This window comes from Paenibacillus baekrokdamisoli, from assembly GCF_003945345.1.
GTDB lineage: Bacteria > Bacillota > Bacilli > Paenibacillales > Paenibacillaceae > Paenibacillus_Z > Paenibacillus_Z baekrokdamisoli.
On record NZ_AP019308.1, the window covers coordinates 7119093 to 7136788 of the forward strand.

At 46.5% G+C, this 17696-nt stretch carries 14 protein-coding genes; 9 read left to right on the forward strand and 5 right to left on the reverse strand.

All coding sequences use genetic code 11. The features are described from left to right. Positions 1-5: 5 nt before the first annotated feature. Positions 6-2315, forward strand: a complete 2310-nt coding sequence (locus tag EKN16_RS31440) for a hypothetical protein (RefSeq protein WP_125665525.1) — start codon at positions 6-8, stop codon at positions 2313-2315. 277 nt (positions 2316-2592) lie between these two features. Further along, on the forward strand, positions 2593-3984 hold the full coding sequence (locus EKN16_RS31445; RefSeq protein ID WP_125665527.1) for a phosphodiester glycosidase family protein: 1392 nt from the start codon (positions 2593-2595) through the stop codon (positions 3982-3984). 142 nt (positions 3985-4126) lie between these two features. Here EKN16_RS31445 and EKN16_RS31450 read toward each other — a convergent pair whose 3' ends face one another. Both EKN16_RS31450 and EKN16_RS31455 read right to left on the reverse strand, forming a co-directional pair. Next, entirely contained in the window at positions 4127-4405 is a 279-nt protein-coding gene (locus EKN16_RS31450; RefSeq protein ID WP_125665529.1) for a hypothetical protein, read from the reverse strand. Between the two features lie 53 nt (positions 4406-4458). Next, positions 4459-4731 carry a DUF3055 domain-containing protein gene (locus EKN16_RS31455; protein WP_375782054.1) on the reverse strand — a complete coding sequence of 91 codons (273 nt, stop codon included), beginning with the start codon at positions 4729-4731 and terminating at the stop codon, positions 4459-4461. Positions 4732-5018: 287 nt separating this feature from the next. On the opposite strand from EKN16_RS31455, the gene EKN16_RS31460 reads away from it, so the two are divergent. Next, positions 5019-6017: an HRDC domain-containing protein gene (locus tag EKN16_RS31460; RefSeq protein WP_125665531.1), complete on the forward strand. Its 999-nt coding sequence runs from the start codon at positions 5019-5021 to the stop codon at positions 6015-6017. Between the two features lie 14 nt (positions 6018-6031). On the opposite strand, the gene EKN16_RS31465 is transcribed toward EKN16_RS31460, so the two are convergent. Then, positions 6032-7045, reverse strand: coding sequence for a zinc dependent phospholipase C family protein (locus tag EKN16_RS31465; RefSeq protein WP_125665533.1), 1014 nt, complete (start codon positions 7043-7045; stop codon positions 6032-6034). A gap of 151 nt (positions 7046-7196) precedes the next feature. Between EKN16_RS31465 and EKN16_RS31470 the strand changes: the two genes are divergently transcribed. The 6 genes from EKN16_RS31470 (at position 7197) to EKN16_RS31495 (ending at position 14203) form a co-directional block, all read left to right on the forward strand. Then, positions 7197-7658: a chemotaxis protein CheX gene (locus tag EKN16_RS31470; RefSeq protein ID WP_125665535.1), complete on the forward strand. Its 462-nt coding sequence runs from the start codon at positions 7197-7199 to the stop codon at positions 7656-7658. A 107-nt stretch (positions 7659-7765) separates the two neighbouring features. Next, positions 7766-8542, forward strand: coding sequence for an SDR family NAD(P)-dependent oxidoreductase (locus tag EKN16_RS31475; protein WP_125665537.1), 777 nt, complete (start codon positions 7766-7768; stop codon positions 8540-8542). Between the two features lie 49 nt (positions 8543-8591). Continuing rightward, entirely contained in the window at positions 8592-10139 is a 1548-nt protein-coding gene (locus tag EKN16_RS31480) for a DEAD/DEAH box helicase (protein WP_125665539.1), read from the forward strand. 220 nt (positions 10140-10359) lie between these two features. Then, positions 10360-11625, forward strand: coding sequence for an S-layer homology domain-containing protein (locus tag EKN16_RS31485; RefSeq protein ID WP_125665541.1), 1266 nt, complete (start codon positions 10360-10362; stop codon positions 11623-11625). Positions 11626-12207: 582 nt separating this feature from the next. After that, complete coding sequence (locus EKN16_RS31490) at positions 12208-12972, forward strand: ABC transporter ATP-binding protein (protein ID WP_125666875.1); 765 nt, start codon at positions 12208-12210, stop codon at positions 12970-12972. Continuing rightward, positions 12956-14203: an ABC transporter permease gene (locus tag EKN16_RS31495; protein ID WP_125665543.1), complete on the forward strand. Its 1248-nt coding sequence runs from the start codon at positions 12956-12958 to the stop codon at positions 14201-14203. Before EKN16_RS31490 ends, EKN16_RS31495 begins: the two co-directional genes overlap by 17 nt. A gap of 82 nt (positions 14204-14285) precedes the next feature. Here EKN16_RS31495 and EKN16_RS31500 read toward each other — a convergent pair whose 3' ends face one another. After that, the gene (locus EKN16_RS31500; protein ID WP_232016124.1) at positions 14286-15914 is read right to left on the reverse strand and encodes a response regulator; all 1629 of its coding nucleotides are present in this window, start codon (positions 15912-15914) and stop codon (positions 14286-14288) included. Next, entirely contained in the window at positions 15871-17688 is a 1818-nt protein-coding gene (locus tag EKN16_RS31505; protein ID WP_164523075.1) for a sensor histidine kinase, read from the reverse strand. Before EKN16_RS31505 ends, EKN16_RS31500 begins: the two co-directional genes overlap by 44 nt. Positions 17689-17696: the final 8 nt, after the last annotated feature.

Consider the following 17696-nt stretch of genomic DNA (forward strand, 5'->3'; position numbering starts at 1 on the left):
GTGGAGTGATAAAGCAGAACTGGGTTAGAAAACTTCTAATGGGAATTGCCATATCCATCTTCCTGCTGCTGGTTATCGGATGTGAAGAGGATAAGAAGATACGATCGTCTAACGTTAGCCCAGAAGCAAGCAATACCGAGAGTGTGAAGGTTATTTCTAAAGACAAGCCGGTCAAAGTGGATAAATGGACGATGCCAACTCCCATTAATCTGAACTCTCTCGCACCTGAGGTGAAGCTGGATTGGAATGAGGGGGCTCCATTTATTAATGTCAATGGAGAGTCGATATCGCCTCTGATCCTATTCTTCAGCGCAGATCAAGAGCTGGAAGCGGCCAGAGAGGGCTTGAAAGCGCAGCTGGAATACGCGAAGAGGGAAAAGGTGAAGATCGTAAGCATTAATTTCAGCTTTCCTTGGAGGAATAGTTCGGAGGATGTACGTAGCTGGTATTATGCTCAAATAGAACGCTGGCTGGACTTTGTTCTGGAGAATTATCCGGACGTATACATTATCCCGCGTGTCTGGCTTGGCATGCATGTGCCGGATTTAACCTCCAATTCGAGCTTGGAGGGCGATCGAGTAGCAAGTGTTGACGGCACGCTGCATAACGTTCTGTCCTTGAGCTCTGAGGAATGGAAGACAGGAATGATTGGGGCCCTCCAGGATGGTATTACCTACTTGGAATCAAACCCGAAATACGGTCCTCACATGATCGGTTATCATATCTCTTATGGGGATGGCGGGGAATGGTTTAACTATAACTACAGGACGCATGGTAACGATGTGTCACCGGCTAACCGCAAGGCATTTCGGGAATGGTTGCTGGACTATTACGGGAGTAAAGAAGCATGGGCTAAGGCTTGGGACCTCGAAGAGATTGTAGATGCGGATCCGGTTATTTACTCGCGACCAGATTCATCCGGACAGTCTTTCTTGAGACCTGGAATAGATCAGCAGTTCATCGACTTTGACTATTTCAGCTCCGAAATTGTGGCAGACAGCATCATTGCAGCTTCACGAGTGGTTAAGAATGAAACGGACGGTAAACGTCTCACGATGGCTTTCTACGGTTACTCCTCTGATGTGGTTGAGGGCCATTCCGGGCATTTGGCGCTAGAAACCGTGTTGGCTTCCGAATACGTCGATATGTTATCCAGCCCTATTTCATATTTGAATCGCGGAGTTGGGGGGATCGGCGGATTCATGACGACGGTGGATTCGGTCACTCTTCATAAGAAGCTGTGGATGATCGAGGATGATTCGCGAACCCATCTTGCGGCGAGCTCGGATTTCGATGTGAGCATTGGCTCCCTGTTCCCTACAGCCGAATTGACGATAGAGGGGCATCAGCGTAATCTTGGCGCGGCAATCGTGCATCGCACCGGGTTATGGTGGATGGATCTGCAATCCAAAGGATGGCTGAACGACAGCAGCCTATGGAAGAACATCGGGGAGATGCGCAAATTCTATACGGACTATATGAAGACCGCAAAACCATTAAAGCCCGATGTCGCTATTATTGTAGATGAGCAGAGCATGAAGTATACAGGCAAGGGTCTGAAGGTGAACAACCCTCTTCTGCATGAACAGCGGCTATCTATATATCGGGCAGGTCTCTCTTTCGGTATTTATCTCCTTGATGATGTGCTTAACGGCTCAGTACCAGATGCCAAAATGTACGTGTTTCTTAACACGCATATTCTGAATGACGAGCAGCGCCAGAAACTGGAGGAGTTGAAAAAATCCGATCATACCCTTGTCTGGGTTTACGGTGCTGACTTTATTGGATCAAAGAAGATTGGCGAAGCGACAGGCTTTGAAATGGAAGTTGTAGCGGGTGAGAAGGGGAGAGGCAGCGTCGTGTTGGATACGAATGCTGCTGCGCCGTGGGCGTCGCTTGCAGGGATGTCGCTTCCTCTGAAAATTCCTGATGTGCCTTATTATTCGATTAAAGCGGATAAGGACACGACGGTCATCGGACATTATGAATCCTCGCCGGAGAAAGTCGGACTTGCAGCGCGAGACTTCGGTAAATGGAAATCGGTGTTCATCGCTCCAGGTGCTTTGGACACTAGTCTGATTCGAGCAGTCGCAGAGTATGCGGGTGTTCACGTCTATATGGAATCTGATGATGTCTTGCAGACAGATGGGACTTTTTTCAGCATCCATGCGTCCTCGGCCGGAACCAAAACATTGAAATTGCCAGCCAACAAAAAAGTAATGGATGCACTATCTGGCGAGATTATCGGAACGGACACGAATACCATTGTACTGGATATGTATGTAGGCGAGACGAGATGGCTAGTTGTTGAGTAAAAAGCGTAGCGTATACTGAGGCGCTTAGATGAATAAAGTCCTCTGTTCCCGTTACTGTTTCCTTGAGGACAATAAATAAGCCATGCTAACATAATAATACTAAAGGCAATACAACCCTAGGGTTCAACCTCGCTTACACGCGAGGTTGAACCCTTTCTGCATTTCTGGGAAGCGGTGCGGCAAACTTCAGAAGCGATGCTATTCATTAAGTCCTGCTAATTACCGAAATAGGGATGAGGCTATATACTTGTTTCTGGGAATAGAGAGGGATGGATGTATGAGGAAAGTGAATTTGAAAATAATCGGTTTAAGTGCTGCTCTGCTTGCTATTGTGGCTAGTTCAACGGTGGTCATGGCATCAGGTTTAACAAACGACACAACAAGCACCATCAAAGTGAATCAGCAAGAACCAGTCACGCTAACCTATCCTTCAGCAATCATTGAGATGAATATAGGCTCACAATTACGTATCGGCAATAAATTGACAATATCGCAACCCGTAGCGCTCGCGTATCGGACAGGTAATCCGGCGATTGTAAAAGTAAACACGAATGGTGTTCTTATGCCCGTTTCCGTAGGCGCAACGACAGTTACGATTCAAGTTTCCTCCGATTCATATTCAGGCACGTTGAAGCTTCCTGTTCGCGTAGCTGCAGCAGCGCCTTTGAAGCTTTCCTTTGCACCCAAGCATGAAGTGCGTAAAGTTACAGCAGGAGGGAAGTCCTACACGGTTCAAACCATCATTCTTCCTAAGGGGATGCCTGTCACGATGGGCTATGGGAATCGGAAAGTCGGCACTACACAGTCGCTTGCAGGCATAGCCCAGTCGTACAACGCAGATTTTGCTATCAACGGTGCTTTTTTCGATGCTTACAGCGGTATTCCTGATCCGTACGGTAATTTGATTAGCAATGGAATTGTCGAGCATATTGGCAATAGAGGGACGACAATTGGATTCAAATGGGATGGCAGCGTTGTGATGGATTCTCTTCGTATCGGGGTTGCCGGCAATGTGGAGGGAAGTAAACGCTCAAGCAGCTGGTATGCTTATTTCATCAATCATCAGCCTGTTGACGGAGGAACAGCAGCTACTTTATTCACTCCGATGCGCGGAGATAAGCTCGGTTTCAAGGCGGGTAATGCCATTATTGTTCAGAACGGTGTGGTAACTCGTATAAGGCAAGGGGAGGATGTCGCTATACCAAAGGATGGCTTTGTGCTTGTCTTCCAAGGTGGAGAGAAGGGACAAGCGAATCGATTCGCAGTTGGTGACAAAGTATCTTACAAAGTGAACTATACAGATAGCAATGGTAAGGAGCTGGACTGGAGCCAAGTCCATACGGCAGTTGGTGCAGGTCCAAGGCTGGTTCAGAACGGTGTTCTATCGCTTAATGCCACTGAAGAAGGTTTCAAGGATCCTAAGATTCTGACTGGCGGTGGTGCCAGAAGCGGCATTGCCATTCGTAAAGATGGTTCAATTATGCTTGCAACTGTCCCAGGGGCAACGATGAAGCAGTGGGCACAGATCATGGTGCAGCTTGGTGCTCAGCAGGCAATGAACTTGGATGGCGGTGCTTCTTCAGGACTTTGGTTTAAGGGAGCTTCCGTAACATCTGCTGGGCGTGAGCTCAGCAATGTGCTGCTATTCGGCGAAAGGCTGAAATGGTAATCGAATTGTGACTTATGGCATGAATTGTGACCTATGGCAAAGCATCATAGTTATCTACAAAGAAGAGAAGCATCTTCCGGTCCCTAGCACCCGGTAGAGGCTTCTCTGTAGATCTGCATATTACGCACAATGAATGGTCGTCCTAAGGCTCATCGATAGCATCAGGAATCGAATTCTCAAAGCTGTCGTCGCCTGGATAGTCTCGTTCAATACCCGCATGCAGCTCGCGGTTTTCGTAAGCGAAACGATCGGAAGGGCGTTGATCGATGCGCCATGGACTGCTTTTGCCAAGCGATTCGGTTATTTTGTCGGAGCCATAAGGTCCTTCCGGAAATTCTTCTGCCGTAAGGTCGTTGCGCTGCGATTCGACCGTTGCCAAATCCGTGTAAAGCTGTCGATCTTCCTTCATGAAATCGCTCATTAGTAACCTCCTGTAACGGCTATTGATTGATTTACCGTTACAGTGTACCCTGATTAGTCGGTAAAATTCACTGCACCTACCACTAATTCTAAAAATTGGCTTAAATCCGTTGCTTCCTCTTCAGTCAGCTTATACGTATATTCCAAATAGCCTTCTTGCTCTAGATCGTCTTGGCCCACGATAGCCGTGCGGCCGCTCTGCAAATCCGTAATGAGCTTTTTCCCATAAAATCGATTTGTCGTCATAATGGCAAGGTCGAAGCGCTTCAGATTAGGGGTAATAAAGGTGACGAAGCGGGTTGTTGTCTGTTCAGTCATATCAGCCATAAAATCATAATCAGGCAGTAACAAGGGTGCTCCTCCTCCTATTTCACTATTCGTTCTATCATAGCACTCGTTTCCGCGAAGGGGCAACCTATAGCATAAAGGATAAAATCGTTCCTATTGTCAGATACTCCCTCCTATGCTATGATATGAGCAATCAAATTGTTGAACGTGAGGAAGCACCTCTTCAAGCCATTTCTATGGCTGGGGAGGTGCTTTTTTTTGTTGCCTGGCCTCACTTATCGCGTTCATACATTTGGTAAATAAGATGACGTCGGAGGTGCAGTTCAATGCAAGTTGTATTCTTAAACACATTTGAAAAAATTGGGGAAAATGGCCTCACGGAACAAGCACAGCTATCTATTTGTGAGCAAAATGGGGTGTGGTCGGTCATATGGACGGAAGGGCAAAGCAAGAAGTCAGATAAACAGCTTATTTGGTTCGAGGGTGGATCGTGGGAAGAGATGATGACCGCATTTCGCCATGGTACAGCTGTACAAATGGGTGAAGGCTATTCGCCAATTATTAGAGATCTGCTCGATGATCGCCGGGCAAATGATGGGGTAGGAAATCTCTACTCGATGGTACAGTGTTATGGCGAGCTGCACGCGAATCAGGAATTGTTTGAGGCACTTCGGGAATGGCGTAGGGCGGTAGCGATCGCGGATAAGAAATCTGCTTATATCGTGGCTACGAATCGAATGCTGTGGATGATCAGTGCTTTCGTTCCCCAACAATTAGACGAGCTTCTGCAAATACCAGGGTGGGGTGAGACGAAGCAAGCTGCATATGGTGAAGCTGTTCTACAAATAACTCGAGCTTACGAACAATCCACTTCATTTCCACTAAATTGGGTAGCAGAAACACTAGATCCGAAGGTATATACAAAATGGCTATTCAAGCTCAAGGAGAATAAATATAAAGCGCAAATGGATAAGCAGCTGGAGAAACGTCAATTGCTAAGTGCCATTGCTGATGGTGTTTCTCTAGAAGAGTTGCAGGAGAAGCTGGAGCTTCCCAGACGTGAGTTAATGGAAAGGATTGAGAAGCTGGAGACTGAGGGCTATGACATGGAGCCGCTTATCGAACGTGAGCTTGAGAAGATGCCTGAAGCAGAGCAGCTGCTTGTTTGGGAAGCGCTTCATAGTGAAGGAGATCGCTATTTGAAGCCGGTTCTGTTCAAAGTCTATGGTGAAGAAGCCGTTCAAGGCAAACCGCTTGATCTGCTTTACGACCGCCTCCGTCTCATTCGTCTTCGCTATCGCCGCACGAAAGCGGAAGCTGTATAGGCTCCAAGCACTGATTATGGTGTAGAGCCCTTTATATTCGACCAAATAGGGTCAGCATGCAGGATCTCTGCTCCGCTGTCGCACGGAAGACCGGTTTCGTAAGAGCGGTTGGCAATAAGAACTGCCACCGCTTCACGAAGCTGGGCAATACGATGAAATTCTTCATCGCTATAGGGGCCCTTCTTAAATTTATGCTGTGCTCGCAGCCATTCTAAAATAGCCGTAATAACAGCTTTTGCCTCGACCATAGCAGTATCCCACATATTCCAAATACTATCATTCCTCTTTGGTTTCCCATCCGTAGGATCAAGCCAAGCTCGATGAGACTCATTGAGAATATCAAGCTGTGGAACGTGACTTTTAAAAACGAAGGGTTCAATCTGCCCAAAGGTCAGTACTCGTTTAATACCGGTCGGATCATAGAAGAGTCGTTGAGCACGAATCATATCGAGCATGGCATTGCACCAATCTTCTCGTCTAACACGCGGGGCCAAGTCCGGGTAGTGAACAGCAACAATTTGTTCAAAGACATCGACGATCTTGACTGGCAGCTCACCCTTATTGTTAATTTCGCGCCACACCTCCGTTTTCCAAGTTTCGATACCAAGGAGCTTACGGACGATGAGCGTATCCATCATAACCTCAAAGCGCTGATGATCCCATTTGCGAAAGCCGGACCGGCTAAAAACATAAGGATGCATATGGCGATCTAATAGATGATGCAGAACAAAACCAAGTACATAGATAAGTGCCGGATCTGAAGGGACTGTATCGGGAGAGCATCCAACTACCGCTTCAAGTAAATCCATAATAGCTGGGCCGCATTGTACACTGTGCATGGCGCTGCCTAAAAGATTCATTGTTTTGTCGTTCTGCCAGGGTAGGAAGTTATGATAGAACAGAAAATCGGGTCCTTGACATCCCATATTGAACATTCTCAATTGTTCTGAATTGGCAATGAATGGCTCTTCGCCTATTGCTTTTAAACAATGCTGCCCAAAAATAAAATGAGTCCAGACATTTGGCATACTGGTCCTCCTAGGTCTAAAGTTCGACAATATAATACAACTTTCGCAATTTTCAACATGGGAATAGTATACTTGTCCTAATGTATTTAGTATAATAAAAAAACAAAGACGGAGATAATCGAATCTAGTCGAAAAGGGGCGAAACCTCACGATGCAAGCCGAATTAATTAATCCCTTCTTAGAGTCAGCAAGAGTTGTCATCGAACAAGTAATACAGATTAAGCCTTCTACTGGAAAACTGGGTGTTAAGGACGTCAAGTTCGTTGAGAATTATATATGGATTCAGATCGGTTTGAACGGTCAAATGAACGGTGATATTGTATTCGGTTTAAGTGAAGAGGTTGCGATGAAGATGATATCCGCAATGATGGGCGGCTACGTCATATCAGAAATCGATGATATGGGCAAAAGCGCGATATCGGAACTCGGCAATATGATAAGCGGAAATGCGAGTACCATGCTTTTCAATCAAGGTATAAGGGTAGATATTACCCCGCCTAAAGTCCTGCATTCCGCACAAGCAGCTGGATTTACGGCACAGAGGGCGCTTACAATTCCACTTATTATGGATGGAATTGGCGAATTAGATATACAAGTCCTAGTTGCATCGTAACATAGAGTAAGGCTCCTTAGGGAGCTTTTTTCTTTTTTTAAGGGGATATTTGCCCGTTTGCTTTGCCTAAATGTGGCGGTTGCAGTAAACTGAAAGACAGGTGATAAATGGTGATAAACGGGCGAATTGTTCTTATTACTGGAGCGACGAGCGGGATTGGTGCGGAGACGGCCAAGCTGCTTGCTGCGCGAGGAGCAATACCGATTTTAACGGGTCGGAACGAGAAGAAGCTGCGTGAAATGGCGGCGACCTTTAGCGGCAGATTCGGCTGCTACAAATTGGATGTTACGGATAATGATGAAGTCTTAAGCGTGATGGATCAAGTACTCAAAGACTTTGGCAGTATTGATGTCCTACTTAATAATGCGGGTTATGGAGTGTTTGAGCTTTTTGCTGAAGCCAAGGTAGATCGGTTCGAAGACATGATGGATACGAACTATATGGGTATCGTGCGCTGTTCTAAAGCTGTGCTCCCAATAATGAAGAAGCAGGGCAAAGGTCATATTATTAACGTTGCATCTATGGCAGGAAAGCTCAGTACGGCAAAATCATCTGGATATGCTGCGACAAAGCATGCGGTGCTAGGACTTACTAACGCGATGCGGACCGAGCTTTCTTCGATTGGAATAACCGTATCTGCCGTCAATCCAGGACCGATAGATACCCCTTTTCTGACAATAGCGGATCCAGCGGGTACCTATGCGGCTAAAGTACGAGGGTATATGCTGAAGCCTCAGCAAGTAGCGGAGGCTATTATTCGCGTAATTGAGACAAAGAGGGCAGAGGTAGACATGCCTTTTTCAGCATCACTTGGCATAAGGCTGTATGGTTTGTTTCCGCGAATGGCGGATCGGATAGCGGGTCGATGGCTGAATCGTAAATAGATTGGATAGGCAATGACATTAACTTGTAAATAATGAAATGAGGGTCATCATGAACGCTACTTGGGAAACTTTTGGGCTGCATCCACGAATCGTGGAAACGCTCATCGCTAATAAAATTGAAACGCCTACACCCGTGCAGGCTGCAACAATTCCAGTTCTGCTTGCAGGACATGATGTTACGGCTAAGTCACAAACGGGAACAGGCAAAACGCTAGCTTATATGCTGCCAGCCTTACAATGTGTGGATACGACAAGCTCTGCGGTACAGGTAATTGTACTTGCTCCAACACAAGAGCTTGCGATGCAAATTTTTCGCGTAGCAGAAGCCTATGGGGAGCCGCTTGGAATCAAAACGCAGCAGCTCATCGGCGGGGCATCTACGCAGCGACAGGTGGAGAAGCTGCGTCTTCATCCGCATGTCGTTGTAGGTACGCCCGGACGCATGCATGAGTTAGCGAAGTCAGGCAAGCTTAAGCTGCATCAGATTCGCTTCGTCATCGTGGATGAAGCAGATCAAGTATTCAGCCTTGGTTCAACAATTGAAGTCGTGACTTTGCTCAGGGGGACGGCTCGCGATCGACAAATTGCTTTCTTCTCGGCTACGCGTCCGCGTGAAATGGAAGAGACTGAAGCACAGTGGATGAAGGATCCCCAGCATATCGATGTGAGCGCGGATCAAAGTACCGCAGGTAAAGTTGACCATTATTATCTCATTTGCGACAAGCGAGACAAAGCAGATACAGCAAGACGTCTTATACGCTTGCTTAAGCCGGCGGCAGCATTGCTGTTTATTAACGATACCGATGAAATAGCGAATTATGAAGCGAAATTCGGCTATGAGGGCTTTACGGTAGAGACTCTATATGGCGATGCAGATAAGCAAAAACGCGCGGCAACGCTTGCCCGCTTCCGTGATGGGCGCTGTCAGCTGCTGATTGCGACTGATGTTGCGGCTCGGGGCCTCGATATCGTAGCTTTACCCCTAGTTGTCCATCTCGATCCAGCACTAGATGCTGACCACTATGTTCACCGATCTGGAAGAACAGGACGGATGGGGAAGTCGGGGACGGTCGTCTCGATCGTAACACCTCAGGAATTGTTCATTATGAATAAGTTCAAGAAGCAGCTTGCTATCGATTTGCAGGAAAAAGTCATGTACAAAGGCAAGCTGGTTGATCCAGGCACACAATCGTTCAGCCGAGATTCGGAACGCGGCTCATCGCGAAGAAGAGATGAAGGTTCTGCAGGGCAGAGCGCTGGTGGAGCTGGCAGATTCGCTGCACAAGCAATGGAGTCTGCTTCAGCAGGAGACCAAGGTCTCAAAGCTGCGACAAGCAATGTAACAGATGGGCAGAACGCATCTCTAGAATCTGGCATTAAAGCTGGATTTCGAGCTGGCAAACCACTGCAGCTAGGGAGTCAATCAGTGGCTCGACCGGCTGCTCGAACGAGCTCAGCATCAGGAAAGCAGAATGCCCAAAAATCTGCAGCACAGCCGATTAAACCGACCAAGTCCAAGCGTGAGCAGGAAAAGGATCGCAAGAACAAAGGGGCACCCAAATGGCTGAAAGCAAAGCGCGATGAAGAGCAGAAGTAGCAAACAGAAATGGTAAGAAACCCTTGCAATTCGTGAGGAACTATCGTTGACCAAGACAATCCATCTGAGTATGGATTGTCTTTTTTTATTTTAAATCCGAGACACAGCTTATTGATTCTTTTTCCACTAGACCCCCTCAAACCTATTACGACCGCCCGAACGTTATTGGCGAAGGTAAATAAGCGGGATGCACCGCATTCATGAGGAGAGTGGCAGCACAATGAATAAAGCCATGTTGAAGAAGGCGGCAATTACATCAATGGCATTACTAACACTTGTAGGCGGGGGAACGAGCGCGTTTGCAGACGGTAAAGGTAAAGACCATGATAGGGGCAAGAACCACGATAATGGCAAACACAATGGCAATAATGATAATAAAGGCAAGAACGATCGTGAAGGCGAGAACGATGATGAAGGCTACGGCAACTCAAAGTCAGATATTCGTCTGCAATTTAAAGACGAGAAAGAACTGAAATGGGCGCTCGAGTACATCATTCGCCTTGCTTCCAAAGGCGTGTTCAACGGGTACGAAGACGGAACATTCAAACCGCAGCAAAACATAACTCGCATCGAGTCGATTGTAGCAGCTGTTCGCTTAATGGGCTTGAAAGATCAGGCTGAATCGCAGGCTGAGATGAGCACGAAGCTGAATTTCAAGGATGCGGATGAGCTAGCTCGCAAATATCCATGGGCGGTTGGTTATGTGGCAGTCGCACTCGAGAAGGATCTGTTCTCGGAGACGGATGCTGTCCTTCAAGCAGACAAGCCAGCTACGCGTCTATTTGCTACAACGCTGCTCGTTAAAGCACTTGGACTTGAGGCAGATGCTAAAGCGAAAGTAAACTCGCAGCTCTCCTTCAAGGATGCTGACAAGATTCCGGCAGGATCAGTTGGCTATGTGGCCGTTGCACTGGAGAAAGGCGTAATTACAGGGTATAACGATAATACGTTCCGCCCTAATCAATCGGTTACTCGTGCGGAGCTCGCAGCGCTGCTCGACCGTACAGATAGTCAGCTTCCGAATAATGACGCGCAGGCGATTACAGGTAAGCTAAAGGTTGCACCTACTAATGGAACAGTAGTTGTTGTGAAGCCGGACAACACAGAGGTTACTGTAGCCATTGATCCTAACATTTTCATTTTCCGCGATAACGTAAAAGCATCCGTTGCGGCGCTTAAGGCAGGAGATGAGGTGCTGCTCCGCACATATTTGAATAAAGCGGTATTCATCGAGGTAACCAAATCCGCTCCGGTACAGCCGACTTTGCACACGGAAACAGGTAAATTCAATTCCGTTTCATTCGATGCACAAGGTAAAATGGCAACACTTTCTCTAACAAAAGAAGTGAACGGTAGCACACAGGCCATCATTCTTAATGTATCCCCATCCGTAGTTATCATTGGCGATGCAGCACTTCTGACTACAGGACGAGCTGTTGAGATAACGGTCTTGAATGGAACAGTTTACTCCATCAAAGCCATCTAAATAAATGTGATTTCTTGTTTCGAAGGCTCTTCCTATCTGCAATTTGGCGGATAGGGAGGGCTTTTTGCTTGCGCAGGCAATACATAGAACGGCCAAGCAATTGGAAGCCCGCAAGCAGTTAGGTTGGTAAGACAAAAAGGGCAGCCGTATGTCATGATTGTCAATCGCGATCCGCAGCATGAGCTCACCATGTCATCAAACGGAACGTTGATAACGTCCATTAAGTAGACAAAAAGAAAAAAGCTAAACTGCCAGCGAGCGTCGATACTCAATCGACGCTCGCTGGTTGAGTTTGGTTTGAAATCGTTGGATAGTAAATAAAAGAGGCTCCAATCAATGCTAGCCATCACGAAGTACCTAGCGAAGCGGACGGAATCGTTCTGAAGAAGCGATAGCGTTCGCCTTTGTCTCCTTATTTCTACCCCTAAGGGATAGAAACAAGAAATAGGGAGACAACAGCGATCGTAAGAATGATCCGTCCGCGCAGCGGACTTTCGCACAAGTCTCGGAGGTGGATGGCGCAGCGCCAGTTTCACAAACAGAGGCAGTTTTTGTATAATGAATGGTAACGAGGTGAGTATGATGAATACGGTTTTAGAGGTCCGTCAATTAACGGGAGGTTACAGTCCGCGAAGGCCTGTCCTTCACGATCTGTCATTTGAGGTTGGAGCCGGTGAAATGGTCGGTTTAATCGGCCTGAATGGGGCAGGGAAAAGCACAGCGATCAAGCATATTCTTGGGTTGATGCAGCAGCAGCAAGGCGAAATCCGTATTCAAGGTCATACGTTACAACAAGAGCCAGAGAAGTATCGCAGCGCCCTCGCTTATGTGCCAGAGACGCCGCTGCTCTTTGATGAGCTAACTGTTGAAGAGCATCTTCGTCTCACGGGTATGGCTTATGATGTCGAGGAGAAACTCTACGAGGAGCGGACAGAGAGTTTGTTGGACGAGTTTTATATGACACCTAAACGACGTTCATTTGCTGCGCATTTATCGAAGGGCATGCGCCAGAAGGTCATGATCATGAACGCTTTATTAGCTCGGCCAGCACTATATGTGATCGATGAGCCATTCCTAGGTCTTGACCCGCTTGGTATCCGTTCTTTGCTAGATAAGCTGGTAGAGGTAACCCGAGAGGGATCGGCTGTTTTTATGAGCTCGCATATTTTGTCGACCGTAGAATCCTATTGCAGTCGATTCATCGTTCTGCATCAAGGGGCCATCATTGCTCAAGGAACGCTGGAGCAAGTCTGCGAAGCTGCTGGTATGAAAAGTGGGAAGGGTTCACTAGAAGAGGCGTTTTATCGATTGGTGACAGGCGGTGGGTCGAATGGACCGCTCGGTTGATTCCCTGTGGAGCTCACGAGCTCGTGCATTCTGGCGAGATTCGCTTCCCTATATCCGTTATATGGCGCAAAGTGGACTACCAGGCGTAACCATCATGCTGCTGTTCGCGGGGCTAGCTGGATATGCATCCCTGCTGCATCATTTGCCGGAGTCATTTCCGTATACGCTGGTTGGTGTAGTGTTCTTAACTCCAATTGTTTGCTGGAGCCCTCTGCGGACGTGGCTTCGTGAAGCCGATATCGTCTTTCTGGTGCCGCGGGAAGGACAGATGGATCGTTATTTGAGAAGATCCTTCCGTTATAATGGCTTAGGTGGAGCCGCAGCAACTGCGATATTCTGTGCCATCTATCTTCCGTTATATTCGCATGGACCCGGTAAGCTTCAAGCGCTGCAGCTGCTAGCTGCTGTCTTGCTGCTCAAGCTATTTAATATTACTGGTGCATGGCGTGAACGCGTACTCGTAAGTATCAGCGCACGCCGCAGCTTTAGGTTACTGCGTTGGATCGTTACAGCAATAGGTGTTGCTTCCTTACTTCAAACAGATGTATGGAAAGCGGTCCTTTATATCCTGGTGTCTGTACTTTTATTTGCCCTTCTGTATAGTCGGTTACCCCGTTATCGATTCCCGTGGTTGATGCTCATAGCGGAAGAGAGCCGGACAAGAAGAAGGTATAATACGTTCTTTAGCTCATTTACCGATGTGCCTTCAGAGTCCACTCCTGTAGTAAGAAGGAGATACCTCAATTGGCTTGCAGGCTTCATCCGTTACCGCAATCAGCATGCATTCGTATACTTGTACGCTCATACGCTTATTCGCACAGAGCTTGGCGGTATTGTCATCCGACTTCTAGGACTCGGTGTAGTCTCAGGCATGCTTGCAGCTGAGTCTGGATTATTCCTAGGGTGGGGTGCTGCAGCGATATGCTTATTGTTCGTCTGGTTAACAGGCATTCAGCTCAGCTCGCTTGCACAAGCACATCGACATTCCGTATGGCGCCATGTTTATCCACTGCCTGACCAGTCACGTCTGAGTGCATTGCTCAAGGTAGATCGCGTTGCTTCACTGCTGAGCACAGCGATTCTGTGGCTGCCTCATGCAATCCTGTTGACGGTTCAAGGCTACATGGCACAGGCTGTGGTCGCCATTCTTTCATCGCTTGTGTATGTGCTCGCAATCAGACCTCGAAGATTGAAACGCCTTTTCTCCATTGATCCAGACGATGAGGATTAAATGAAAATAGCAACGTCATCCGCAGCTGTATCACGGATGACGTTGCTATTTATCTCATTACCCCCGAAATCGAACACACGCATCATTTTGAATGCTTCCTGTATTCATTAGGCGAAACTCCTTCTATCTTCTTGAATACCTTGCTAAAATATTTCTCATCCTTGTACCCTACCAAGTCAGCAATTTGTACGATACGATACTGTGGGTTCAACAAGAGCAGCTTGGCTTTATCCATCCGGATTCGCTCGATGTAATCGGAGAGATTCTCCTGAAATTGCTGTTTGAATTTACGGGAGATGTATTCTCGACTTAGAAAGAAGCGCTCTGCTATATTCTGCAGTGTTAAATCATCCGCATAATGGGAATCGACATATTTAACAATATCAAAGATAATATGCTCGTCCTGCCGTTTATGCTCCACCCAAAGCTGTGATAAATGCAGTAAACCTTCTTCGAGTTCTACACCCCATTGCTTCAGCGACAAGCAGCCATCTTGATCCAAAGGGACGATGAAGAAAGCAGACTCCGAAGGCAATGATAGTGTGACAGGGGAATCGCCAAACAGCTCCTTAAGCCATCGTGCTTTAATGACACCATATTCATGTCCCCATAATTCAAGCTGCTCGATATTGATATATTTCATTGCTTCAACCTGATTAATCCACTGCTGAACGGCTTCCTTGATTGGGTTAGCTTTACCGCTCCGAATAGCAAAACGCAGCCGATCCTCATATTCGGACAGATGCACAGTGGATTGACGCGGGTTCTCGTTTGGATCAAAGCAGCGAATTCGTGGTCGAACCACTCGCATATTACGCTGGCGCAGCACTAGAATGGCTTCGTTATAGGATTGCTTAAAGCCTGCAGGCAGCATTCTCTCACTGCCCACTCCAAATTCAAGCCGACTACCTAAGGCCCGTTGAATGCCGTTATTCATGGTGTCAAGCAGTGCAGCTCCTTTTTCCGTCTGCTTCCATAAGATAACGACAATGTCACCATGATTATGGCGGAAGGCAACACCTTGGTTATGTTTACGGACAAATTCATTACAAATATTCAGCAAGGAGAAATACAGCAGATCTTCACTGCCAGCAAATTTACTGCGAATAGCCGGATTAATCGTATCGGTAGCCAATACCGCTACACGGCATGGCAAGTCTCCTGTCGGCAACCCAAATTCAGTATGGAGTGTTTCAGCAATGGACGAATAATACGATGGATCATCTAATAGATGAGTCAGCATCTTGTTCCAGTAAACAGGTTTTAGCTGGTTGATCTCAATTGACTTTCGCTGCTCTTGCTTCGAGCCTTCATCTTCTTGCTTGCGACTAGCAACCGCTTTGCTGACAGCTTCATTTAACTGAATCGGATCAATAGGTTTAAGAATATAATCGATTCCGCCATACATCACCGTTTTACGCACAAAATCAAAATCATCATGCCCACTAATCACAATGGTCTTCGTTCTTGGAGCATGCTGCTGAATCCAAGCCAAGAGCTCAGTCCCCAATTTCCCCGGCATCATCATATCGGTGAAAATAATCTGTGGACGCTCCTTTTCAATGATATCGATTGCGGTTTGAGCGTCCTGTGCTTCCAGAATGCTCTCAATTCCATAAGCCTTCCAATCAACCAGCAATCGAATGGCTTCTCTCACATGTCGTTCATCATCTACGATCAGTGCCTTCATCATAATCTCCTTCTTGTTCAATCGGAATCCATAGCACAACACTGAAGCCGCCCAGCTTACTATGCTCCACTTCAAGGTTTGCGGTTTCGTTATAATAAAGCTTTAAACGTGAAAGAATATTCGGTAAACCAATCCCAGATTCTCCATTTGCCCAAACACCCTTGGCCATTGCAAGCCGCTCACGCAAAGCCTTCAAATTCGAAGCCGTTATCCCTTTCCCAGTGTCACTTACTTCAAGCCGCAGCCAACAGTTGTCTGCTGAAATGGCCCCATAAATAGCGATCGCACCCGTTTCCGTATTTACATCAAAGCCATGTTTAAAATAATTTTCGACCAATGGCTGAAGGATCATTTTTGGTATTTGCAGTTTTAGTAATTCTTCATCTATATTTACGGTATATTGAATCTGCTCACCAAACCGCTGGCGCTGCAAAGCAAAGTAGGCTTTCACATAATCAAGCTCACGGGCAAGGGAAACGATCGGTTCTCCTGCGTTCATGCTGTATCGCATCATTTTCCCCAAAGAAGTAATTAAACTGTAGATTTCCGGCTCCTGCTTTTGCAAAGATAGTGTTCCGATGGATTGTAAGGCATTATTCATGAAATGAGGGTTGGTCTGCACCTGCAGCACTTTCAGCTCATTAGTCTTGCGGGCAAGCTCCAGCTCATATTCGCGAATAATCATCTCATTGATCGTATTCATCGCCTGCTGGAAGCGTCTAGCCAAGATCCCGAATTCATCCTTGCGATTCACATCAATGTTTACCTGTAAATTACCGCTTTGAATTTGATTCATCGAACGGATCAGCTTTTTGATGGGCGCCGTTAGTTGGAAGGTAATGAGTATCGTTGCAATAATGGTCAGAATTAAGAATAAGACAACAATTCCGCTATTAATCAAGGCAACCTCACGAGCAGTCTGATGCAGCGTTTCATTCGGAATCCGTTTAATCAGGGTCCAATTCAAAAATGGATTGATCATTTTATCATAAATAATCTCACCTGAGAATCCATCCTGATGGAGGGCAAAGCTGCCTGTAGCTGTGTCTGTCTGCATGACTTCATCGACCCACATATTTTGCAAAGGCTCTGCACTTGTTTGATTCGTGGAACTATAGATGACACGCCGATTCTGGTCAAGAATGTATAGCTCTTCCTTCGCCGGAGAAAAAAGCTGCTCACAAATCGCACGAATGCCATCCATCCGAACATCAATGGATAAGGTACCAAGCTCTTTTTTTGCTGCCAAATAATATAGCGAGCTGTTCAGCGAGATGACCTGATTCGTGGTTGAAGCGGGCATGTTAGCAATTCCATAATTATTCGGTTGATGCGGCGGTTCCATATAAGAGCTGCCTTTGAATAGATTAGGGGGAATGTACTTACCATTATTTCCTAGGAAGCTTCTCTTCGATCGGTTATTTACGAGTAAGTAATGGATATCGTCTTTACGAATATACAGATGCACCTGCTCGAAATCTTTAGCCTGATAGCTCAATAACGACAGACCCCGGTAAATTTCTTGCTCATCCTGATAACCCGCAATACCGTCATTTAGAATGGAGAATAATTTATTATCATTATAAAAAATAAACGTGGACTGATGAAGCGCGTTCATATAATTGAGCAAATTCGTTTTCCCTTGAAACAAGAGATCTGCGTTACTCTTCAAGGTTTCCTTTGTAACTTTGCTCGTTGTTAAGTTATAGGTGATGAAAATCGAAGCTAGAATGGGAATCAAGGTAGCTGCGAGCAAAAAAACAATCATTTTGTTGCGGATACTGTTAAAAAGCATCGTTATAC